The 22,573-nt window shown below is 55.1% G+C and carries 16 protein-coding genes and 1 riboswitch; of the genes, 5 read left to right on the top strand and 11 right to left on the bottom strand.

Translation table 11 applies throughout. The annotated features are described in order from the left end of the window. Positions 1 to 117 precede the first annotated feature (117 nt). Positions 118 to 930: a co-chaperone DjlA gene (gene djlA, locus C1N58_RS14500; RefSeq protein ID WP_394564271.1), complete on the top strand. Its 813-nt coding sequence runs from the start codon at positions 118 to 120 to the stop codon at positions 928 to 930. A gap of 55 nt (positions 931 to 985) precedes the next feature. Here the strand turns inward: djlA and rluA are convergent, their stop codons facing one another. The 3 genes from rluA to polB all read right to left on the bottom strand — a co-directional run bounded on the left by rluA (position 986) and on the right by polB (position 7,099). After that, on the bottom strand, positions 986 to 1,639 hold the full coding sequence (gene rluA, locus C1N58_RS14495; protein ID WP_394549906.1) for a bifunctional tRNA pseudouridine(32) synthase/23S rRNA pseudouridine(746) synthase RluA: 654 nt from the start codon (positions 1,637 to 1,639) through the stop codon (positions 986 to 988). A gap of 37 nt (positions 1,640 to 1,676) precedes the next feature. Next, positions 1,677 to 4,583 carry an RNA polymerase-associated protein RapA gene (gene rapA / locus C1N58_RS14490; RefSeq protein WP_394564270.1) on the bottom strand — a complete coding sequence of 969 codons (2,907 nt, stop codon included), beginning with the start codon at positions 4,581 to 4,583 and terminating at the stop codon, positions 1,677 to 1,679. A 155-nt stretch (positions 4,584 to 4,738) separates the two neighbouring features. Beyond that, the gene (gene polB, locus C1N58_RS14485) at positions 4,739 to 7,099 is read right to left on the bottom strand and encodes a DNA polymerase II (RefSeq protein ID WP_164482943.1); all 2,361 of its coding nucleotides are present in this window, start codon (positions 7,097 to 7,099) and stop codon (positions 4,739 to 4,741) included. Between the two features lie 167 nt (positions 7,100 to 7,266). On the opposite strand from polB, the gene C1N58_RS14480 reads away from it, so the two are divergent. Next, positions 7,267 to 8,031, top strand: a complete 765-nt coding sequence (locus tag C1N58_RS14480; protein ID WP_006117654.1) for a DedA family protein — start codon at positions 7,267 to 7,269, stop codon at positions 8,029 to 8,031. On the opposite strand, the gene thiQ is transcribed toward C1N58_RS14480, so the two are convergent. From thiQ to sgrR, 4 genes are all read right to left on the bottom strand, one after another. Beyond that, positions 8,028 to 8,729 (bottom strand): thiamine ABC transporter ATP-binding protein ThiQ, encoded by a 702-nt coding sequence (thiQ, locus tag C1N58_RS14475; protein WP_006117655.1) that lies wholly within the window; start codon positions 8,727 to 8,729, stop codon positions 8,028 to 8,030. The genes C1N58_RS14480 and thiQ overlap by 4 nt on opposite strands. After that, positions 8,713 to 10,323: a thiamine/thiamine pyrophosphate ABC transporter permease ThiP gene (gene thiP / locus C1N58_RS14470; RefSeq protein ID WP_054634506.1), complete on the bottom strand. Its 1,611-nt coding sequence runs from the start codon at positions 10,321 to 10,323 to the stop codon at positions 8,713 to 8,715. The genes thiQ and thiP overlap by 17 nt, the downstream gene beginning before the upstream one ends. After that, complete coding sequence (gene thiB / locus C1N58_RS14465) at positions 10,299 to 11,285, bottom strand: thiamine ABC transporter substrate binding subunit (protein WP_054634688.1); 987 nt, start codon at positions 11,283 to 11,285, stop codon at positions 10,299 to 10,301. The genes thiP and thiB overlap by 25 nt, the downstream gene beginning before the upstream one ends. 43 nt (positions 11,286 to 11,328) lie before the next feature. Then, a riboswitch (TPP riboswitch) is annotated at positions 11,329 to 11,433 on the bottom strand. Positions 11,434 to 11,468: 35 nt separating this feature from the next. Next, on the bottom strand, positions 11,469 to 13,130 hold the full coding sequence (gene sgrR, locus C1N58_RS14460) for an HTH-type transcriptional regulator SgrR (RefSeq protein WP_033740242.1): 1,662 nt from the start codon (positions 13,128 to 13,130) through the stop codon (positions 11,469 to 11,471). 253 nt (positions 13,131 to 13,383) lie between these two features. Here sgrR and C1N58_RS14455 point away from each other — a divergent pair, with 253 nt between their 5' ends. Next, the gene (locus C1N58_RS14455; RefSeq protein WP_033740244.1) at positions 13,384 to 14,562 is read left to right on the top strand and encodes an MFS transporter; all 1,179 of its coding nucleotides are present in this window, start codon (positions 13,384 to 13,386) and stop codon (positions 14,560 to 14,562) included. A gap of 73 nt (positions 14,563 to 14,635) precedes the next feature. Here C1N58_RS14455 and leuD read toward each other — a convergent pair whose 3' ends face one another. Genes leuD through leuA form a run of 4 tightly spaced genes read right to left on the bottom strand, consistent with a single transcriptional unit; the run spans position 14,636 to position 19,310 of the window. Next, positions 14,636 to 15,241 carry a 3-isopropylmalate dehydratase small subunit gene (gene leuD / locus C1N58_RS14450; protein WP_033740246.1) on the bottom strand — a complete coding sequence of 202 codons (606 nt, stop codon included), beginning with the start codon at positions 15,239 to 15,241 and terminating at the stop codon, positions 14,636 to 14,638. 10 nt (positions 15,242 to 15,251) lie between these two features. Beyond that, positions 15,252 to 16,649, bottom strand: coding sequence for a 3-isopropylmalate dehydratase large subunit (gene leuC, locus C1N58_RS14445; protein WP_006117660.1), 1,398 nt, complete (start codon positions 16,647 to 16,649; stop codon positions 15,252 to 15,254). Between the two features lie 4 nt (positions 16,650 to 16,653). Beyond that, complete coding sequence (gene leuB, locus C1N58_RS14440; RefSeq protein WP_394564269.1) at positions 16,654 to 17,745, bottom strand: 3-isopropylmalate dehydrogenase; 1,092 nt, start codon at positions 17,743 to 17,745, stop codon at positions 16,654 to 16,656. Between the two features lie 2 nt (positions 17,746 to 17,747). After that, positions 17,748 to 19,310 (bottom strand): 2-isopropylmalate synthase, encoded by a 1,563-nt coding sequence (gene leuA, locus C1N58_RS14435; RefSeq protein WP_394564268.1) that lies wholly within the window; start codon positions 19,308 to 19,310, stop codon positions 17,748 to 17,750. Positions 19,311 to 20,213: 903 nt separating this feature from the next. Between leuA and ilvI the strand changes: the two genes are divergently transcribed. Next, on the top strand, positions 20,214 to 21,938 hold the full coding sequence (gene ilvI, locus C1N58_RS14430; RefSeq protein WP_006117663.1) for an acetolactate synthase 3 large subunit: 1,725 nt from the start codon (positions 20,214 to 20,216) through the stop codon (positions 21,936 to 21,938). Positions 21,939 to 21,940: 2 nt separating this feature from the next. Then, complete coding sequence (ilvN, locus tag C1N58_RS14425; RefSeq protein ID WP_006117664.1) at positions 21,941 to 22,432, top strand: acetolactate synthase small subunit; 492 nt, start codon at positions 21,941 to 21,943, stop codon at positions 22,430 to 22,432. Positions 22,433 to 22,573: the final 141 nt, after the last annotated feature.

The following is a 22,573-nucleotide window of genomic DNA, read 5'->3' as shown; positions in this document are numbered from 1 at the left end:
TGCCTGGCGTTGCGCCAGTGTTAATCCTTTTCTGTCCGCGCTGCCGTTAGGCGCTGAGATAAATGACAGGTATGATAATGCAATTTTCAGCCGTAAGCATGGCGAATTGAGGAGTTTATGCGCTACTGGGGAAAAGTTATAGGTCTGGTGCTGGGATTATTGTCTGGCGCGGGCTTTTGGGGAATTGTAATCGGCCTGATCATTGGGCATGGATTTGACAAGGTTCGCGGCGCACAAAGCAAGGCGTACTTTTCAAACACCCAGACCCGACAGTCACTGTTTTTCAGCACCACGTTTCAGGTGATGGGGCATTTAACCAAATCGAAAGGGCGCGTAACGGAAGCGGACATCCAGATTGCGTCTCTGTTTATGGACCGCATGCAGCTTCACGGTGAGGCGCGTACTGCCGCACAACATGCTTTTCGTGAGGGCAAACAGGGCGAATATCCGTTGCGGACCAAACTGCGCGAATTACGCAGTGCCTGCTTTGGTCGTTTTGACCTGATTCGGATGTTTCTGGAAATTCAGATTCAGGCCGCGTTTGCCGACGGCACACTGCATCCCAACGAACGTCAGGTCCTGTACGTGATTGGTGAAGAGTTGGGCATTTCACACAGCCAGTTCGATCAGTTTCTGCGCATGATGGAAGGCGGCCAGCAGTTTGGCGGCGGCCGCAGTTATTCTCAAGGTGGTTTCCAGCAGGCACAACGCGGTCCTACGCTGGACGATGCCTGTAATGTGCTGGGCGTGAAAAGCAGTGATGATGCCACTACCATCAAGCGAGCCTATCGCAAACTGATGAGTGAGCACCATCCCGATAAGCTGGTGGCAAAAGGGTTACCGCCAGAAATGATGGAAATGGCCAAACAGAAAGCGCAGGACATTCAGTCGGCTTACGATCTGATTCGCAAAGAAAAAGGCTTTAAGTAAGCGGCGTGCGCCCCGGTGATTCATCCGCGGGGCGCGCGAGTCATAAACGGGCCGGTCAGAAATCGGCGGGCTGCTTGAAGGTCATCGCACTGCCAAAAGCAGGATGCGTGATGGTCAGCGATTCGGCATGCAGCAGAAGCCGGCTTGCCATTGCCCTGGCTTCCGGGTGAGCATAAAACCCGTCCCCAAGTATCGGATGGCCCAGCGCCAGCATATGCACGCGCAACTGGTGCGAACGGCCGGTAATGGGCTTCAACGTGACGCGTGCGCTGTTATCGTCCCGATATTCCACCACCTGATACTCGGTTTGTGCCGACTTACCCGTCTCAAAACACACTTTCTGTTTTGGCCGGTTGGGCCAGTCACAAATCAAGGGCAAATCCACCAGGCCTTTTTCCTCTGCCGGATGTCCCCAGACCTGAGCGACATAGGTTTTGGCGGGTTCGCGCTCGCGAAACTGACGTTTTAGTTCACGCTCAGCGGCTTTCGTCAGTGCGACGACAATCACGCCGCTGGTGGCCATATCCAGCCGATGCACCGATTCGGCTTCAGGATAATCCCGCTGGATCCGCGTCATCACGCTGTCTTTGTGCGTCTCAAGTCGACCCGGCACGGAAAGCAGGCCGCTGGGCTTATTCACCACCATGATGTGCGCATCCTGATAGAGAATGTGCAGCCAGGGCTCAAGCGGCGGATTATAGGGTTCCATACATTATTCCAAAAAAGAGGGCCTTGCGGCCCTGAACTTACTGATGCGTAACCACAATCAGACGCAGCGCATCCAGGCGCCAGGTGGCTTCATCCAGACTTTCCAGCACCTGCTCGCGATTGCTTTCCAGCGCGTCAACTTCATCGTCACGAATATTGGGGTTGACGGCTTTCAGGGCTTCCAGACGCGATAACTCGGCCCCCAGCTTTTCACTCGCTTCGCGCCGTGCCGTATCGATTATGGCACGTGCTTCACTGACGACTTCTTTTTCCGCCAGGGTAAGAATAGCGTGAACATCCTGCTGAACGGCGTTCACCAGCTTACTGCCTGTATGGCGGTTGACCGCATTCAACTGACGGTTGAAGCTCTCGAACTCCACTTTACCTGCCAGGTTAGTGCCCTTGCGATCTAACAGCAAACGCACAGGCGTTGGCGGCAGGAAACGGGTTAACTGCAGATGCTTAGGTGCCTGAGATTCCACCACGTAAATCAGTTCTACCAGCAGCGTGCCGACAGGCAATGCCTTATTCTTCAGCAGCGACAGCGCACAACTGCCCGTGTCGCCCGACAGGATCAGATCCAGGCCGTTACGGATCAGCGGATGTTCCCAGGTAATAAACTGGGTATCTTCACGCGACAGGGCCTGATCGCGGTTGAACGTGATGGTGCAACCGTCTTCAGGTAAGCCCGGGAAATCCGGGACTAGCATATGATCTGACGGCGTCAGCACAATCAGGTTATCGCTACGATCTTCCTGATTGATGCCCACGATATCAAACAGATTCAGGGCAAAGTTGACCAGCTCGGTGTCGTTATCCTGCTCGGCAATGGTATTCGCCAGCATCTGCGCGGCGTCGCCGCCGTTCGAGTTCAGCTCCAGTAACCGATCCCGACCTTGTTCAAGCTGAGATTTCAGCGCGTCATGCTGTTTACGGCAGGCGTCGATAAAGTCATCAAAGCCTTCACTGTTTTCAGGGGCAGCCAGATAATTAATCAGTTCAGCGTGCACGCTGTCATAGAGGGTTCTGCCGGTCGGACAGGTGTGCTCAAAGGCATCCAGCCCTTCGTGATACCAGCGCAGCAGGACCGCCTGAGCGGTTTTTTCCAGCCATGGCACCAGAATCTGAATGTCATGCGCCTGACCGATACGATCCAGACGACCGATGCGCTGCTCCAGCAGATCCGGGTTAAACGGCAGATCGAACATAACCAGGCGGCTGGCGAACTGGAAGTTACGGCCTTCAGAGCCGATTTCTGAACACAGCAGAACCTGTGCGCCGTTTTCTTCTGAGGCAAACCAGGCCGCAGCCCGATCGCGTTCAATAATCGACAGCCCTTCGTGGAACACGGCGGCACGGATACCTTCACGCTCGCGTAATACCTGCTCCAGTTGCAGAGCGGTTGCGGCCTGCGCGCAAATCACCAGCACCTTCTCTTTACGGTTGCTGGTCAGATAGCCCATAAGCCATTCTACACGTGGATCGAAGTTCCACCAGGTGCCGGTGTCGCCTTCAAACTCTTGATAAATCTGCTCCGGATAGAGCAGGTCGCGCGCGCGTTCTTCGGCGCTTTTACGCGCGCCCATGATGCTGGAAACTTTGATGGCCGTCTGGTACTGAGCCGGCAACGGCAGGCGAATGGTATGCAATTCCCGTTTCGGGAAGCCCTTCACGCCGTTACGGGTGTTACGGAACAACACGCGGCTGGTGCCGTGGCGATCCATCAGCATGGAAATGAGTTCCTGGCGCGCCTCTTGTTTGCCCTCGCGGTCACTGTTGGCGACCTGTAGCAGCGGTTCGATATCCTGCTCGCCAACCAGCTCATTGATCATATTCATCTCGTCTTGCGAGATGGGATTATCCGCCAGCAGGGAGGTGACCGCATCGGCAATCGGACGGAAATGCTGTTGCTCTTCGATGAAGGCGGCGAAGTCGTGAAAACGATCGGGATCGAGCAGGCGCAGGCGTGCGAAGTGGCTTTCCATGCCCAGTTGTTCTGGCGTGGCGGTCAGTAGCAGGACGCCTGGTGTGTTTTCGGCGAGCTTTTCAATGACCTGATATTCACGACTTGGCTCACCTTCAGACCAGGCCAGGTGATGCGCTTCATCGACCACCAGGAGATCCCAGTCCGCGTCGGCCAGCTTATCAAGACGCAGCTTATTGCGACGAACAAAGTCCAGCGAACAGATAATCAGTTGTTCCGTGTCGAAGGCATTGTCGCTGTCGTGCTGGGCTTCGGCGTAACGATCGTCATCGAACAGCGCAAAGCGCAGGTTGAAGCGGCGCAGCATTTCAACCAGCCACTGATGTTGCAGCGTTTCTGGTACCACAATCAGTACGCGCTCAGCGCGGCCAGCCAACAGCTGCTGCTGAATGATCATACCGGCTTCGATGGTTTTACCCAGACCCACTTCATCCGCCAGCAGAACGCGCGGTGCATGGCGACGGCCCACATCATGGGCGATATGCAACTGGTGGGGAATCAGGTTGGTACGCATCCCACGCAGGCCACTGACGGGCAGGCGGTACTGTTCACTTTGATATTTACGCGCACGAAAACGCAGGGCGAAGCGATCCATGCGATCGAGCTGGCCAGCGAACAGACGATCCTGGGGCTTGCTGAACACCAGTTTGCTGTCGAGCATGACTTCACGCAGCATCACGTTGGTTTCTTCAGTATCCAGGCGCGTACCGATATAGGTTATCAGGTCATTGTCATTACGGACTTCATCCACCCGCATTTGCCAGCCCTCATGGCTGGTCACGGTATCGCCCGGGTTAAAAATCACGCGGGTGACGGGCGAGTCGCTGCGAGCGTAGAGGCGATTTTCCCCTGTGGCCGGGAAGAGCAGCGTGATCATGCGAGTATCGATCGCCACCACGGTACCTAATCCCAGTTCACTTTCTGTATCACTAATCCAACGCTGACCTAATGTAAAAACCATATAATTTTTGCTCGAATTTTTAACGTTTTTGAAGGTGTTCCCCATTCTCAGGCAATAGCATGTCAACCAGGCAAAAGGGGCCTGGTGCGTATGTCAGAGCAGTGAGTTTTGAGGAAGGGCGTTATGGTACTGGATGGCAGGGCATTCGTCACCTGTCAAAAAAGCCCCAGTTGCCCGGTAATCAGTGTAGCAAAGTCACCCTCGACGAAAGGCAAAATGCCTTCGGCAACAGGTTGCAGCTGTTTCGTAACGTAGTGATCGTAGTCGAGCGGCGTGGTCCGGGCTTCAACGGGTTCGGGGCCGCCCGTCGCTATCACATAGCGAATACGGCCACCGGTCTGATATTGCAGCGGCCGACCCAGTTTACGGTTGTGTTCATCCGCCAGACGGGCGGCGCGCACGTGAGGCGGAACATTGCGTTCATACTCCTTCAGCGGACGACGCAGGCGTTTCTTATAAATGAGCTGATCGTCCAGTTCGCCCGCCAGCAGCTGTGTCACGGTCGTGCGGACGTACTCTTCCCAGGGCTGACGATGAAATATCCGGCTGTAGAGTTCCTGCTGAAACTGCTGCGCCAGTGGCGTCCAGTCGGTCCGGACGGACTCCAGCCCTTTAAATACCATACGTTCACTGTCGCCTTCACGAATTAATCCCGCGTAGCGTTTCTTACTGCCCTGTTCGGCACCGCGAATGGTTGGCATCAGGAAACGGCAAAAGTGATTTTCATATTCCAGTTCGAGTGCGCTTGTCAGGCCATATTGCTGCTGGAGATGTTCACGCCACCAGTCATTGACCTTCGCGGCCAGTGCGCGGCCTGTTGCTTCCGCCTCGGCTTCATCCCGGGCGGACTTCAGCCAGACAAAGGTAGAATCCGTATCGCCATAGATCACATCATAGCCTTCGGCTTCAATGAGTTCGCGGGTTTGCTGCATGATGGCATGACCGCGCAGCGTAATCGACGAGGCCAGGCGAGGATCAAAAAAGCGGCAGGCACTGGTGCCCAGCACGCCATAAAACGCATTCATAATGATTTTCAGGGCCTGCGACAGGGGCTTATTGCCCTGTTTTTTCGCGGTTTCGCGTCCCTGCCAAATCTGTTCCACAATCGCGGGCAGGCAATGCGTTTCGCGTGAGAAGCGCGCCTCACGAAAGCCGGGCACCGAATCCGCATCCGTTGGGTGCGCCAGCCCTTCGATGAGGCCGACGGGATCGATCAGAAAGGTGCGGATAATCGAGGGATAAAGACTTTTGTAATCCAGCACCAATACGGAATCATACAGGCCTGGCCGGGAATCCATCACATAGCCGCCGGGGCTGGCTTCCGGCGCAACATCGCCGAGATTGGGGGCGACAAAACCGACCCGATGCATGCGGGGAATATACAGATGGCTGAAGGCCGCCACAGAGCCGCCGTGGCGATCGACCGCCAGCCCGTTAACAGCGGCGCGCTCCAGCAAAAACGGCATGATTTCGGTTTTATGGAAGATGCGTGTGACCAGCTCGCAGTCCTTCAGGTTATAGCGTGCCAGCGCCGGTTTATCGTTGGCAAAACGCCAGTTGATCTCTTCCATGCGCTGCCACGGGTTATCGATAGCTTTGCCTTCGCCGAGCAGTTGTTGTGAAACCGACTCCAGACTAAAAGAGGGGAAATCCCAGAAGGCGGATTTCAGCGCATCAATACCGTCAATGATCAGCCGACCTGGCGCCTGGGCAAAAAACACGCCGGGTTTAAAACCGTGCTCACGCCATTCCAGTACAGCCTGCTGGCGGCCCAGGCGTAACGGAATGCCATAGCGGTCGGCATGTTTCTGCAGAACGCGCAGGTCAAACTGCACCACGTTCCAGCCGATCACCACATCGGGGTCGTGGTCGGCAAACCAGCGATTGAGCGCCTCCAGCAGTTGAGGGCGGGTTTCCAGGTAAATGAGTTCGAAATCCAGTGCGCTGGCATCGCCGTTAGGCGGTCCCAGCATGTAAACCTGACGCTGGCCGCAGCCTTCAAGGCCAATGCAGTAAAGCTCACCATGCTGGGTGGTTTCGATATCCAGTGAGACCCATTTCAGCGGTGGGCGGTAGTCAGGATGCGGTTTGAGCCGGGCGTTAACCAGCGCATCGCCCTGCGCGTCACCATCGAACCACACGGGCGCGGTGATAAACCGTTCCATCAGATAGCGTTCAGGTGGACGAATATCGGATTCGTAAAGGGGAATGCCGTTTTCGCGCAGTTTCTTTTCAATCCACTGAAGCTGGCGATGCTGGCGGCAGTAAAGGCCAAATACCGGCCGGCGGCGAAAATCGGTTAACTGGAGAGGCTGCATGCGCACCTGGCGCTCGTCCTGTAGCAGCGTTTCGACCTGCGCCTGGTACTCGCAGGGAATAAACGTCACCGATTCCTGCACGGGCAGCACGACGCGCTGAGCACCGTCATCGGTGGCCAGCCAGAGCGTAATTTCGGTGCCTTGCGGCGTATCGCGCCAGTGACGGCTCAGCAGAAACCCTGCGCGGGGCTTATTCACGTATTCTCCAGGCTGATAGCGAATCGGGCATGCGGTTAAAAAGTATAACATGGATATTTATACAGTGTCTCCCGGTGCGTTTTGTCAATATTGGCCTACAATTCTTGCCTTGACGCTGTGATGTCTGCTCTGGACAATCCAGCCTTCTGCTTTTTCTGAGGATTGATATGGAAGCCTGGGTTCAACACCTGATTACACAGTCGCTGGAGTGGGCGCTGTTTGCCGTGGCGCTGGTGACGTTTCTGGAGTCACTGGCGTTTGTGGGGCTGCTGCTCCCCGGCACCGTGATGATGGCGAGCCTTGGCGCGCTGGTGGGCAGTGGGCAGATCGGTTTGTATCCCGCCTGGGCCGCTGGCTTCGTCGGTTGTCTGCTTGGCGACTGGGTTTCTTACGGGATTGGCTGGAAATTTCAGGGGCCGCTTCATCGCTGGAAATACCTGCAAAAATACAAAGGGCTGCTGGATAAAACCGAACATGCGCTGTATCAGCACAGCATGTTTACCATTCTGGTCGGCCGTTTTGTGGGACCCACTCGCCCGCTGATCCCGCTGGCGGCAGGTATGCTGGAATTGCCGGTACGCAAGTTTCTGCCCCCCAATCTGATCGGCTGTATTTTATGGCCCCCGCTTTATCTGTTGCCGGGGATTCTGGCAGGCGTGGCGATTGATGTCCCGAAAGAAGCCCAGGGCGGTCACTTTATCTGGCTGCTGGTTGCCGTTGCCCTTGTGGTGTGGCTGGGATGCTGGCTGTGCTGGCGCTGGTGGCGCGGTGAAAAGACCCGCGACTGGGCCACCGCGTATTTGCCGCCTGAACGACTGCGCTGGCTTGCGCCACTGGGCCTGGTCGTGGCCGTTGCGGCCTTCGTCGGTATTCAGTTTCACCCGATGATGCCAGTTTTCCGCCACCTGCTGTGGCAGGTCTTTATCGGTTAACGACGTGGGATGCCGAGTACATCGGCTTCCCGCACGTCCCCTGACAGCAGCCGGTCTGTTGCGCCATCCCAGTAAACCCGTCCATCTACCACCACCACGCTGCGTGGCGCAATCTGCTGCGCATCTTCAAGACTGTGCGACACCATAAGTAATGTGATTTCACGGGCTTCGCAGACGGTACGCACCAGGTTGAGCATCTCGCCACGCAGTGCCGGATCAAGCGCCGAGAAAGGTTCATCCAGCAGTAATACCGGCCGCTCGCGCAGCAGGCAGCGTGCCAGCGCTACGCGCTGACGTTGTCCACCTGAGAGCTGGCCTGGCAGGCGCGACAGCATCTCACTGAGCCCGACCTGCTGTGCAATGGTGGCTACCTGCTGACGCTGGTCCGCAGTCAGCCTGAGCCCGGGATGTAAGCCCAGCCCCAGATTCTGTTCCACGCTGAGATGCGGAAACAGGTTGTTTTCCTGAAACAGCATCGATACCGGGCGCTGAGCGGGCACGCTGTGGGTATGATCGACGCCATCCATTATCAGACTGCCCTGGCTGACGGGCAGAAAGCCGGCAATCAGATTTAACAACGTACTCTTACCCGCGCCGCTTGGACCAAGAATCGCCAGCCGTTCGCCGCGCCCGGCGTGAAGGGAAAAACGCATCGGCAAATGCTGATACAGGTAAGTCAGATTATTCAGTGTCAGCATGGCGACCCGGTAATTTTTCCATCAGAGTAAACAGAGACAGGCAGAGCACCAGCAACAGTAATGCGGTAACGGCTCCGTCGGCCCCACGATAGGCACCAATCTGCTGATAGAGGTAGAACGGCAGCGTACGGAAATCGGCGTTACCGAACAGCGCCACGACGCCAAAGTCTCCAATTGACAGTACGCAGGCAAACGCCAGCGCCTGTGCCAGTGGCCGCTTCAGTGCACGGAGTTCTATCAGCGTCAGGCGGTTCCATCCGCTGATCCCTAATGCGCCGCACAGGTGGTTGTAGCGTTCTGCGATATCCCGCATCGGGTTTTCCAGCACTTTCAGGGCATAGGGAATGGCGATCAGTGCATTGGCGAACATCACTACGCCATCCGCCGCATCGGGCAGCCCTGTAGTGGCATTCAGCAGCAGGAAAAAGCCGGTTGCCAGCACGATACCCGGCATGGCCAGAATCAGCATGCCGCTGGTGTCCATAAATTGTGCGGCAAGTTTACGCTGGCGCAGGCGCAGTTCGCGGCTGCTCCAGAGCAGCATGGTCGTCAGTAACACGCACAGCACGCCAGCGCCTAGGGCGATGCGCAGTGAGGTGAATGTTGCCTGCCACAACGCCGGTTGTTGCAAGGCGCCGCGCAGTCCGCCGTCCAGGCCATTAATAATCACTGCGATCAGGGGCGGTAGCAGTAACAGCAAGGCTAAACCGATGAGAGCAATGTCACTGATGCGCGCCAGCACGGAATCCTGCGGATCGCGCCAGCCCTGGCGCTGCGTGTTGCCAGCGGGAATGGCGTGACTGAAGCGCTGACTGAGAAGCACCAATACCAGGCAGCAGCAAAGCTGAATCAACGCCAGGAGTGCGGCGCGTCCCGGATCGTAGTCGTAACTTAAAGCCTGAAAAATGGCCAGTTCGATAGTGGTGGCCCGCGGCCCGCCACCCAGTGAAAGAACCGTGGCAAAACTGGCGAAGCAGAGCATGAAAATCAACGCACCGGTAGGCAGTAACTGGCGACGTAGCCACGGCCATTCAAGGAGCCGAAAGTGATGCCAGCCACGGATATTCAGCTGTGCAGCAAGCTGACGCTGTTCGGCCGGAATGCTTTCCAGCGCCTGCAGCATCAGGCGCGTGGCCAGCGGCAGGTTGAAAAAAACATGGGCCAGTAAAATGCCCTGAAGCCCGTAAGGCGAGAAGTGATAGTCCACGCCAAACCAGGCGCAAAGCCGGGCCAGCCAGCCCACCCGACCATAGACAGTGAGCAGACCAAATACCGCGACCAGCACCGGCAAGACCAGCGTCATGGCGCACAGGCGTAATAATCCCTGACGGCCAGGAAAACGGCGTCGATAGAGAGCCCGGGACAGCGGAATGGCCGGCAGCAAAGAGAGCAGGGCGGAGAGCAGCGCCTGCGTAAATGAAAAGCCAATCACATGATGCAGATAGGTATCCTGCAGAACCGCACGCCAGTCGGTCGCCGGGGCCGCCATCCACAGTGCAGCAAAAGCTGACAACGCCACGCTGCAAAGCAGCAACGTGGCGAGTGAACCCGGAATCAGCCAGAAGGGGATCAGCGACTCACGGCGCGTTGCCATTGGCTGACCCATTGTGAACGGTGGCTGGCGACGGCTTCAGGCGAAAACTGTAATGCCGTCTTCGGCACGCTGAGTGAAGCAAAGCCTGCAGGCAGGTCGGTTTTGATCACCGGGTACATCCAGTTGCCGGTTGGAATCGTATTCTGGAAAGCGGGCGTGACCATGAACTGCATAAACTGCTCTGCCAGTTTTGGTTGTTTGCTGTTAGCCAGGCGGGCTGCCACTTCCACCTGCAGATAGTTGCCTTCGGCAAACGGTGCCGCGGCATAGTTATCTTTCTTCTCTTCAATAATGTGATAAGCCGGCGACGTGGTATAGCTCAACACCAGATCGCTCTCGCCTTTCAGAAACAGACCGTAGGCTTCACTCCACCCTTTGGTCACCGTGACGGTTTTCTTTGCCAGCTTTTGCCAGGCTTCAGGCGCCTTGTCTCCGTAGACTTTTTGCATCCACAGCAGCAGGCCAAGGCCCGGCGTGCTGGTGCGGGGATCTTCATAAATCACGCGCCATTTTTCGGGGCTTTCGACCAGTTCTTTGAGGCTCTTTGGTGGGTTTTTCAGCGTGTTTTTGTTATAGACGAACGCGAAGTAGCCGTAATCGAAGGGCACAAAGGTGGTGTCCTTCCAGCCGCCGGGAACCTGCAATTTACCGGTATCAACGTCGCTTTTGGCAAACAGCCCGGTTTGTTGCGCGGCCTGCAGGAGGTTGTTATCCAGCCCTAAGACCACATCGGCCTTGCTGTTCTTGCCTTCCAGACGGACGCGATTCAGCAGCGAAACCCCGTCTTCCAGGGCCACATATTTCAGTTCGCAACCGCACTGGGCTTCAAAGGCTTTTTTAACGGCCGGACCCGGTCCCCAGTCAGCGGAAAACGAATCATAGGTGTAAACCGTCAGGACAGGTTTGGCCGCGAAGACCGGGGCAGAGAGTAACAGCAGCACGGGCAGGACGTTTTTTAACACTTTGCGCTCCTATAGCGGCAGGGTTGAGTCGCAAAGGATCTGAGCAAAGTTGCCTCTCAAATCCCTACGTCGGCATTAACCGATTCAGGTTCGACGGGTATATCTCAGCGCTCTGGCATGATGGAAAGAGGCACCCCGTTGAGAACGTCACATTCTAGTCATTTAATGCCCGCCGGGAAAGGATCACAGCGTGGGCGGTGCAAACCAGGCGGATTTAAAGTCAAACCACCCCAGCGTATTCATCCGTACTCCGCGCATACTGCGCTGGCCTTCCAGCAGCAGCCAGTGATGAAACAACGGATGAAGCCAGTTGCTTTCAACCAGCTGTTTCGCCCATTCAGCAAGGGGGAGCGTTTTCTCACGCCAGCGCGCAGCATCCTGCTGCCAGTTCACCGGCAGGCAGTGCTGCAACAACGGGACTTCGTATAACAGCGCAAACAGAGAATAGTCCAGGGGCAGGGTAAAGTTGACGCTGCCGAGCCAGATATCGCTTTCACCTGTGCCCTGATGCCAGGATTCATAACTGACCTCACGCACGTCCAGCGTCACGTCGTGTTGCGCCAGTAGTGGACGCAAGGCATCGGTGATACTGACGTGCTCAATGTGCTGGTTATAAACGGTCAGCGTCAGGTGTGTCAGGCCTGCGGGTTTTTCTACCGGTGTCAAATCACGCCGGTGGTGCCAGCGGGGCAGCAGGCCGTAAGCAGGAAACCAGTAACGCTGGTAGCCCAGATCCGCATTGTTCAGTAAGGCGATGGGGTTAAGCAGGAAGCTAAGCCAGCGTCGAATGCCCGGTTCGCCTGCCTTCGCGGAGCGCTGGTCAAACAGTAAAAAGTAGCAGCCCTCTTCAAGCCGACTCTCTTCCTGTTTCTCATCGGCCTGTTCGCCCTGCAGGCGAACACCGGCATAAACCACTTCGTCACTGATCTCGGGCAGCACCCATACCGACACGTCATCGATCAAGGCGCGATAGCCAAAGTAGTCGTCGAAGGCTTCGATCTTCAGCTGACTTTGCTGATTGCGGATGACCCGATAGGGCCCTGTCCCTATGGGCTGACGGGCAAAATCGCGCATATCGGGCCACTCGCGCGGCAGAATCATGGCGCTGACGCTGCCCAACAGCCAGGGTAGCCAGCTGTCGGGCTGATCTAAATAGATATCCAGCGTCCAGGGGGCAGGGGAGTCAAGTCGCTGAAGATGGCAAAACAGCGGATGCTGGCGCAGGCGCTCAAGGCTGGCAATCACATCGTCCATGTCGAGTTCCCGGCCATGATGGAAACGGATAGCCGGACGTAAATAAAAGCGCCAGTGTCGATCCGAATGTTGCTGCCAGTGATGAGCGATATCGGCTTCGATTTCCCCTTTTTCCTCATTTATGCGTGTCAGACCGCTAAAAATCTGACGAGCGATATGGGTTTCTGACCGACGCAGGGGCGATCCAGGCAGCAGATTGAGCAGAGGGCGATAGTAGAGGACGCGCAGAATATGTTTTCCCTGCCGGAAACTGCGGCCCAGATGCGCGCTGATCATCTGTCTGACCTGATCTTTATCGCCGACAAGCTGCACCAGTTGATCAATACGATCCTGTTCCAGCAGGTCTTCAGCGCGCTGCTGCTGCAAGGTTAGTCCGGTGTAGCAGAAGGTGAGCACGGATCGCTTGCCCCGTCCGGCCTCCGCCTGCCAGGTGAGCCAGCCGGCTTCCTGCATCCTGTTAAGCAGGTTCCGCATATGGCGACGTGAACAGTGCAGGGCGTCGGCCAGCTCACCCAGGGTGGTTTCCTGCGATTGCCCCTGACAGCTCTGCCACAGACGAATGAACTGCTGCTTCAGACGTGATGACGACATAAAAGAGGAACTCCCTCTGAAACCTGCTCTGTTTTTCCTGCCCTATTTTAGAGGCAAACTTTCTCGCATTGGAAGAGCGGGAGGCATTCAGCGATGGATGGCGCTCTGACATGGACGGCAGCGATGCCCGTCCCTTCTGAGTAGTGTGCTACGATTTTGCCAGCAGAGTTATTCTGCTGGTTTTTTTTACGTTGCAGGTTATGGTCGGGGGACACGCTTCCCGTTTCTATTGTTGTTCTGTCAGGGATAAGGCATGAAATCTTTGTTAGCATTCTCGCGCCGTTTCAATCCGGTGTTTTTCGCTTTTATGGTGACCGCCTTTATCCTCGGCGTAGCGGGCGCGCTTCAGGCACCGACGCTGAGCCTGTTTTTATCGCGAGAAGTGCAGGTGCCGCCGCTGTGGGTTGGGCTGTTTTTTACCCTCAATGCCGTTGCCGGGATTGTGGTGAGCATGATGATCGCAAAACGTTCTGACCGGGTCGGCGATCGCCGCAATATCATCTTGCTGTGCTGCATGCTGGCATTGGCAAACGCGCTCCTGTTCGCCTTTACCCGCCATTATCTGACGCTGATAACGCTGGGCGTACTGCTGTCGTCGCTGGCGAATGTCGCCATGCCGCAGCTTTTTGCCCTGGCGCGTGAATATGCCGACAGTGCTTCGCGCGAAGTGGTGATGTTCAGCTCTGTCATGCGTGCTCAGGTCTCGCTGGCCTGGGTGATTGGCCCGCCATTGTCATTTGCGCTGGCGCTGAATTTTGGCTTTGTCACGTTGTTCAGCGTGGCCGCCGGGCTGTTTTTTCTCTGTTTTCTGCTGATCTGGTTCACGGTGCCCTCGGTGCCGCGCACCGCGTCCCTGATGCAGTCAGGCGGAATTCCGCTGAGTGGCTGGCGTATTCGTGATGTGCGTATTTTGTTTGCCGCATCGACGCTGATGTGGACCTGCAACACCATGTATATCATCGACATGCCGTTATGGATCAGTACGGATCTGGGCTTACCTGAAAATCTGGCCGGAATCTTAATGGGCACGGCTGCCGGGCTGGAGATCCCGGTCATGATCGTGGCGGGCTTTTACGCCAAACGATGGGGCAAGCGGAATATGATGGCCGCCGCCGTGGCTGCTGCCGTCGTGTTCTACAGCGGCCTTATCCTGTTTCACAGCCATCTGGCGCTGCTGATCCTGCAGGTGTTTAACGCCCTGTTTATCGGCGTGGTCGCAGGCATTGGCATGTTGTGGTTTCAGGATCTGATGCCTGGACGGGCGGGCGCGGCCACCACCCTGTTTACTAACAGCATTTCGACCGGGATTATCCTGGCGGGGCTATGTCAGGGTGCGCTGGTTGAACATTTTGGGCACGGCAGTGTGTACTGGGTGATTGCAGCGATTTCGCTGGTTACGTTGGTGATGATCAGAAGAGTCAAAGAGGCGTGATCCGCGCCTGTGAGATGCGCAGGGCAAAAAAAAAGCCCGGTCAGCAGACCGGGCCGTACGGTGATAACGAAGCTTAGCGCATAAAGGCGGGCTGGTTATTTTCGTAAGCTGAAATCGCGCTTTCGTGCTGCAGCGTCAGGCCGATGCTGTCCAGTCCATTCAGCATGCAGTGGCGACGGAAATCATCAATCTTAAAGCTGTAGGTCTTGTCGCCGGCTTTAACCACCTGCGCTTCCAGATCCACTTCGAAGCGGATGCCCGGACGGGCTTTTACCAGGGTAAACAATTCGTCTACCTGCTCCTCAGTCAACGTGACCGGCAGCAGTTGGTTATTAAAGCTGTTGCCATAAAAAATATCGGCAAAGCTCGGCGCGATGACGACTTTAAAACCGTAATCGGTCAGTGCCCATGGCGCATGCTCACGTGACGAACCACAGCCAAAGTTTTCACGTGCCAGCAGGATGGATGCCCCTTTGTACTCCGGGAAGTTGAGCACGAAATCCGGATTAGGCTCCAGGCCGTGATCGTCCAGGAAACGCCAGTCGTTAAACAGATGCGCACCGAAACCAACACGCGTCACTTTCTGCAAAAACTGCTTTGGAATGATGGCGTCGGTGTCGACGTTAGCGGCATCCAGTGGCACCACCAAACCCGTATGTTGCGTAAATTTTTCTGCCATGATGGCGTCCTTATGTCAGGCTGCGAATATCAGCGAAATGGCCATTAACGGCAGCAGCAGCGGCCATCGCCGGGCTGACCAAATGTGTCCGTCCGCCACGGCCCTGGCGGCCTTCGAAGTTACGGTTACTGGTTGAAGCACAACGCTCGCCGGGATTCAGGCGGTCGTTATTCATCGCCAGACACATGGAGCAGCCAGGCAGGCGCCATTCAAATCCGGCCTCAATAAAGATCTTATCCAGCCCTTCGGCTTCGGCCTGGGCTTTAACCGGGCCTGAACCTGGCACCACCAGAGCCTGAACGCCCGGCGCAACTTTACGCCCTTTGGCAATCGCGGCGGCGGCGCGCAGATCTTCAATGCGCGAGTTAGTGCAGGAACCAATAAAGACTTTATCGATGCTGACGTCGGTCAGTTTGATACCGGGTTGCAGGTTCATATAAGCCAGCGCCTTCTCTGCGGATGCCCGCTCCACGGGATCCGCAAACGAGGCCGGGTCGGGAATCTGCGCATCCACCGCGATAACCTGCCCAGGGTTCGTTCCCCAGGTAACCTGCGGGGCGATCTCTTCTGCACGCAGCGTCACGACGCGGTCAAATTTCGCGTCCGGATCGGATTTCAGCGTGCGCCAGTATTCAACGGCCTGCGCCCATTTCTCACCTTCCGGTGAAAACTGGCGTCCTTTCAGGTAGGCGAAGGTGGTTTCATCGGGGGCCACCAGACCGGCTTTTGCGCCCATCTCGATAGCCATGTTACACAGCGTCATGCGGCCTTCCATGCTCAGCGCTTCGATCGCGGAACCACAGAATTCGACAACATGGCCGGTACCGCCCGCGCTGCCGGTTTTGCCGATAATGGCCAGCACGATATCTTTCGCCGTAATGCCCGGCGCAACCGTACCTGTCACTTCAATCTTCATGGTTTTAGCACGGCCCTGTTTCAGGGTTTGAGTGGCAAAAACGTGCTCGACTTCAGAGGTACCGATACCGAAGGCCAGCGAGCCAAAAGCGCCGTGTGTAGCCGTGTGCGAGTCACCGCAGACAATGGTCATGCCCGGTAAGGTCATGCCTTGTTCCGGACCGATGACGTGCACGATGCCCTGGAACGGGTGATTCAGGTCATATAACTGCACGCCAAATTCCGCACAGTTCTTGATCAGCTCCTGCATCTGAATACGGGCCATTTCACCCGAGGCATGAATATCTTTGGTCTGGGTAGAAACGTTGTGATCCATGGTGGCGAAGGTTTTCGACGGCTGGCGCACTTTACGACCGTGCGCCCGCAAGCCATCAAACGCCTGCGGTGAGGTCACCTCATGAATCAGGTGACGGTCAATATAGAGCAGCGGCGTTTCATTCGGCGCTTCGTGAACGACATGTGCATCAAATAACTTCTGGTATAAAGTTTTCATTTTATTATTTTTCCTCGGCGACAAAGCGAGCAATGATGCTGCCCATCTCATCGGTGCTAATCGCAGGGCCATCACCGGCTAAATCTTTGGTGCGGTAACCTTCGGCTAACGCACGGCTGATGGCGCGTTCAATACTGGCAGCGGCCTCATCGGCGTTCAGGCTGTAGCGCAGCAGCAGTGACAGCGACAAAATCTGAGCAATCGGGTTGGCAATGTTCTGCCCGGCGATATCCGGTGCGGAGCCGCCAGCCGGTTCGTAGAGGCCAAAGCCGTCTTCGCTCAGGCTGGCTGAGGGCAGCATGCCCATAGAACCGGTGATCATCGCGCACTCGTCTGACAGAATGTCGCCAAACAGGTTTGAGCACAGCAGCACGTCGAACTGAGAAGGATCTTTAATCAGCTGCATGGTGGCATTGTCGATGTACATATGGCTCAACTGCACATCGGGATAATCTTTCGCGATCTCGTTGACGATCTCGCGCCACATGACCGAGGTTTGCAGTACGTTGGCTTTATCCACGGAGGTCACTTTGTTGAGGCGCTTGCGGGCGGACTCGAAAGCCTGACGTGCAATACGTTCGATTTCAAAGCGATGGTAGACTTCGGTATCAAACGCGCGTTCATGCGGACCGCTGCCTTCACGTCCTTTCGGCTGACCAAAATAGATGCCGCCGGTCAGTTCACGGACACACAGAATGTCGAAACCGCGTGCCGCGATATCGCTGCGCAGTGGACAAAACGCTTCGAGACCGCTGTACAGCGCCGCCGGGCGCAGGTTACTGAACAGTTTAAAATGCTTACGCAGGGGAAGCAGCGCGCCACGTTCGGGCTGGGAAGCCGGGGGCAGGTGCTCCCATTTTGGCCCGCCCACGGAACCGAACAGAATCGCATTAGCCTGCTCACAACCGGCTACAGTGGCCGGGGGGAGCGGTTCACCATGGCGGTCAATGGCGATGCCGCCCACATCGTATTCGCTGGTGGTAATACGCAGATTAAAGCGCTGACGAACGGCATCTAATACCTTTATAGCCTGCGCCATCACTTCCGGGCCGATACCGTCGCCCGCCAGTACTGCGATATGTGAAGAGTTTGACATGATTACACCGTTTCCTTCTGATCTTTAGACTTGCGCTGTAACTCTTTCTCGACCTGTTTGGCTCGCCAGATGTTGTTTAAGGCGTTCACCATCGCTTTGGCAGACGATTCGACGATATCTGTTGCCAGGCCAACGCCGTGGAATTTGCGGTTGTTGTAGCTCACCACAATATCGACCTGGCCCAGGGCATTTTCGCCGTGGCCTTTTGCCGTCAGCTTGTAATTAACCAGCTCGGCATTGAACTGGGTAATTCGGTTAATGGCCTGATAAACCGCATCAACCGGACCGTTCCCGGTCGCCGCTTCTGATTTCGTCTGTTCGCCACAGCCCAGATTAACCGACGCGGTCGCCGTAATACTGGAGCCTGACTGCACAGTGAAATCATTCAGTTGGAAAAATTCAGGCTCTTCGTTTTGTTTGTCGATGAAAGCCAGCGCTTCCAGGTCGTAGTCAAAAACCTGACCTTTCTTGTCCGCCAGTTTCAGGAAAGCGTCATACAGGGAATCCAGATTGTATTCGCTCTCTGTGTAGCCCATCTCTTCCATGCGATGTTTTACCGCTGCACGACCGGAACGGGATGTCAGATTAAGCTGAATTTTATGCAGGCCAATGGATTCTGGCGTCAGGATTTCATAGTTTTCACGATTCTTAATCACGCCGTCCTGATGAATGCCCGACGAGTGGGCAAACGCGTTCGATCCGACAACCGCTTTGTTGGCCGGAATCGGCATATTGCAGATCTGGCTAATCATCTGGCTGGTACGATAAATTTCATGATGGTGAATGTTAGTATGAACATTCATGATCTGCTGGCGGGTTTTAATCGCCATGATCACTTCTTCCAGCGCACAGTTACCGGCACGTTCGCCCAGGCCGTTCAATGTCCCTTCCACCTGACGCGCCCCGGCCTGCACCGCTGCAATCGCATTACCGGTGGCCATGCCTAAATCGTCGTGTGTGTGCACAGACAGAATCGCTTTGTCGATATTCGGTACGCGATTGATTAACTGGCTGATAATGTTGGCGTATTCATTCGGCAGGGTATAGCCAACGGTATCAGGGATATTGATGGTGGTTGCGCCCGCATTTATGGCGGCTTCGACCATGCGGCACAGGTCGTCAATGGGCGTACGACCACCGTCTTCACAGGAGAATTCAACATCGTCCGTATAGTTACGGGCACGTTTTACCATGCGCACCGCCCGCTCAATTACCTCGGGTAAGGTGCTGCGCAGTTTCGTGGCGATATGCATCGGCGAGGTGGCAATAAAGGTATGGATTCGGAAGGCCTCGGCAACCCGCAATGATTCGTAGGCGGCATCAATGTCCTGCTCAACGCAGCGCGCCAGGCCGCAAACCCGACTGTTTTTAATAGTACGCGCAATGGTTTGTACGGATTCAAAATCACCTGGTGACGAGACGGGGAAGCCGACTTCCATCACATCAATGCCCATACGTTCCAGCGCTAACGCAATCTGCAGTTTTTCTTTCACACTCAGGCTGGCCTGTAAGGCCTGTTCACCATCACGCAGAGTGGTATCGAAAATAATAACTTGCTGGCTCATCGTGTTCATCCTTTTGCGTTTCTTGCCTTGCAACGAGCATAAAAAAACCCGCGACAGGCGCGGGTTTTTAACTTTTAGCAGGTTCGAATCAGTGTTTGATTTCGCCCACAAGTCTACCGCGCAGAGAATTTGCGATAAGTAGTAGACCTGATAGACGAAAAGAACGTGACATGTTTCAAACCCCGTGAATTTTTTGCTGCATCTATTGGTACTGGAATCAACAATCGATGTCAACCATAAGCGAAGGGTTATTTTCAGCCGCCACAAAGAAAAATGTTCTGATATTTTTGACGCTCACAGAGTATTAAACGAGGCGGACAGAACCCATGACGTTCATTACTGCTGATACGGGGTTACAGAAGAAAGGCTGCTTTTTAAGGTGATGAAATATAATGACAAATTAATATTCCAGTATCGCTTTATCCATAATCAGGCCATCTCAGGCAGCATAATCTCATGCGCTTTAAATTTTTATAAGATAATTACGCCATAAAAACGCATGAGGAAAAGATGGCTGGCTGAGTCCGTTCGTCATAGGTTTTTTTTATTTCTTAGATATGGCTACAAAAAATATCATTCACAGCATTTTCCTCTGCCATTATTGAACCTATTTAGTTTAATAATCGCAGGCAAAAGTTGGCGGGCAGAGGCTTTGAATCCCGCCGCCTTTCATCAAATGCGTTTGGCGTTTGCCAGCCCGTTTTTCTACGGTTATGGTAATCGACCTACTCTTAGAAAAATTAACCCAGCAGAATTCTCTGTATCTGGATCGCAGAAATGAGTTCTGCGGTCTTAGCAAAAACATAAGGTTTTGATTTTAATTGGCGAAACAGGGCAGGATGCATATGGCTAGCGGAAAAGCCGTCGCCAGTGGATTCAGTTCCTCAAGCCGGGAGGCAGAAAATGGAGATGTTGTCAGGAGCCGAAATGGTCGTCCGGTCGTTGATCGACCAGGGCGTGAAGCAAGTGTTCGGTTATCCGGGTGGCGCAGTACTCGATATCTATGATGCACTGCAAACTGTGGGGGGCATCGACCATGTTCTGGTCCGCCACGAGCAGGGTGCGGTCCACATGGCCGATGGTCTGGCACGCGCAACCGGTGAAGTCGGTGTGGTGCTGGTGACGTCCGGGCCGGGTGCAACCAATGCGATCACCGGTATCGCGACCGCCTATATGGATTCTATTCCGTTAGTCATTCTGTCGGGTCAGGTGCCGTCTTCGCTGATTGGTTATGATGCCTTCCAGGAATGTGACATGGTGGGGATTTCCCGCCCGGTGGTGAAACACAGTTTTCTGGTGAAAAACACCGAAGAGATCCCGACGGTACTGAAAAAAGCTTTCTGGCTGGCATCCAGCGGTCGCCCGGGACCGGTGGTTATCGATCTGCCAAAAGATATCCTTAATCCTGCGAATAAGCTGCCTTATCACTATCCGCAGGAAGTGAGCATGCGCTCGTATAATCCGACAATTCAGGGCCATAAAGGCCAGATTAAGCGTGCGTTACAAACCTTACTGGCGGCGCATAAGCCGGTTATCTATGCCGGCGGCGGTGCCATTACGTCGTCGTGTGAAGCCGAGCTGTTGCAGCTGGCTGAGCGCCTGAATATTCCGGTCACGACTTCACTGATGGGGCTGGGTGCGTTCCCTGGCAGCCATCGCCAGTGCGTAGGTATGCTCGGTATGCACGGCACCTACGAAGCGAATATGACGATGCACAATGCCGATTTGATCTTCGGCGTTGGTGTACGTTTTGACGATCGCACCACCAACAATCTGGCAAAATACTGCCCGAACGCCACCGTGATGCATATTGATATCGATCCGACGTCGATTTCCAAAACGGTTTCCGCGGATATTCCGATTGTGGGCGATGCAAAACAGACGTTACAGCAGATGCTGGAACTGCTTGATCACACGGAGGCGAAGCAGCAGTTAGACAGTCTGCGTGACTGGTGGCAGTCGATTGAGACCTGGCGCGGGCGTCAGTGCCTTGCCTACGATCGTACCAGTGACAAAATCAAACCCCAGGCCGTGATCGAAACCATCTGCCGTCTTACTAATGGTGATGCTTACGTGACATCGGACGTAGGGCAGCATCAGATGTTTGCCGCGCTCTACTACACCTTTGATAAACCCCGTCGCTGGATTAACTCTGGTGGCCTCGGCACCATGGGCTTCGGCCTGCCTGCCGCGCTGGGTGTCAAAATGGCGCTGCCTGACGAAACCGTGATTTGCGTGACGGGCGATGGCAGTATTCAGATGAACATTCAGGAGCTTTCGACCGCGCTCCAGTATGATCTGCCGGTATTAGTGCTGAACCTGAACAACCGTTTCCTGGGCATGGTGAAACAGTGGCAGGACATGATTTACTCTGGCCGCCATTCTCAGTCTTATATGGAATCATTGCCTGATTTCGTTCGCCTGGCGGAGGCCTATGGTCACGTAGGCATTGCCATCAGTCATCCTGCGGAGCTGGAAGAGAAGCTGACGCTGGCACTGGAAACTCTGGCAAAAGGACGACTGGTGTTTGTTGATGTTAACGTTGACGGCAGTGAGCATGTTTACCCGATGCAGATTCGCGGTGGCAGTATGGATGAGATGTGGTTGAGCAAAACGGAGAGGACTTAATTATGCGTCGCATTTTATCGGTTTTGCTGGAAAACGAATCCGGCGCATTGTCTCGTGTTGTTGGCCTGTTTTCACAGCGTGGCTACAACATTGAGAGCCTGACGGTTGCGCCCACGGACGATCCTACGCTGTCACGCATGACGATTCAGACTGTTGGCGACCAGAAAGTCCTGGAGCAGATTGAGAAACAGCTGCACAAACTGGTCGATGTTTTGCGTGTGACCGAGTTAGGGCAGGGCGCTTACGTCGAACGTGAAATTATGCTGGTGAAAATTCAGGCGACAGGTTATGGCCGCGAAGAGGTAAAGCGCAGCGCAGAAATTTTCCGGGGCCAGATTATTGATGTGACGCCTTCGCTTTACACGGTTCAGCTGGCAGGCACCAGTGATAAGCTGGATGCATTCTTAAGCACGGTACGCGAAGTGGCTGAAATTGTAGAAGTCGCGCGCTCCGGCATCGTTGGTGTTTCACGTGGCGAACGGATAATGCGTTAATCACGCGCCGTAACGATCTAAAACGAATGTAACCCGGCGAAATGCCGGGTTTTTTCTTTTTTGTGCAGAACAAGGTTTACCATCAGAAAAGCGGTTGCTCCGCGCACTTTTCTGCTGTTAGATGTGATAAAAGAATGTCCA

Source organism: Pantoea sp. SGAir0180 (genome assembly GCF_043546245.1).
The sequence above is the reverse complement of the archived record's forward strand: the minus strand, read 5'-3'. Positions and strand labels throughout refer to the sequence as shown.

What these genes read in the sequence shown, in the direction of transcription:
- djlA (WP_394564271.1), top strand. Translation starts at nt 118, where the DNA reads ATGCGCTACTGGGGAAAAGTTATAGGTCTGGTGCTGGGATTATTGTCT.
- rluA (WP_394549906.1), bottom strand. Translation starts at nt 1,639, where the DNA reads ATGGAACCCTATAATCCGCCGCTTGAGCCCTGGCTGCACATTCTCTAT.
- rapA (WP_394564270.1), bottom strand. Translation starts at nt 4,583, where the DNA reads ATGGTTTTTACATTAGGTCAGCGTTGGATTAGTGATACAGAAAGTGAA.
- C1N58_RS14480 (WP_006117654.1), top strand. Translation starts at nt 7,267, where the DNA reads ATGGAAGCCTGGGTTCAACACCTGATTACACAGTCGCTGGAGTGGGCG.
- thiQ (WP_006117655.1), bottom strand. Translation starts at nt 8,729, where the DNA reads ATGCTGACACTGAATAATCTGACTTACCTGTATCAGCATTTGCCGATG.
- thiP (WP_054634506.1), bottom strand. Translation starts at nt 10,323, where the DNA reads ATGGCAACGCGCCGTGAGTCGCTGATCCCCTTCTGGCTGATTCCGGGT.
- sgrR (WP_033740242.1), bottom strand. Translation starts at nt 13,130, where the DNA reads ATGTCGTCATCACGTCTGAAGCAGCAGTTCATTCGTCTGTGGCAGAGC.
- C1N58_RS14455 (WP_033740244.1), top strand. Translation starts at nt 13,384, where the DNA reads ATGAAATCTTTGTTAGCATTCTCGCGCCGTTTCAATCCGGTGTTTTTC.
- leuD (WP_033740246.1), bottom strand. Translation starts at nt 15,241, where the DNA reads ATGGCAGAAAAATTTACGCAACATACGGGTTTGGTGGTGCCACTGGAT.
- leuC (WP_006117660.1), bottom strand. Translation starts at nt 16,649, where the DNA reads ATGAAAACTTTATACCAGAAGTTATTTGATGCACATGTCGTTCACGAA.
- leuB (WP_394564269.1), bottom strand. Translation starts at nt 17,745, where the DNA reads ATGTCAAACTCTTCACATATCGCAGTACTGGCGGGCGACGGTATCGGC.
- leuA (WP_394564268.1), bottom strand. Translation starts at nt 19,310, where the DNA reads ATGAGCCAGCAAGTTATTATTTTCGATACCACTCTGCGTGATGGTGAA.
- ilvI (WP_006117663.1), top strand. Translation starts at nt 20,214, where the DNA reads ATGGAGATGTTGTCAGGAGCCGAAATGGTCGTCCGGTCGTTGATCGAC.
- ilvN (WP_006117664.1), top strand. Translation starts at nt 21,941, where the DNA reads ATGCGTCGCATTTTATCGGTTTTGCTGGAAAACGAATCCGGCGCATTG.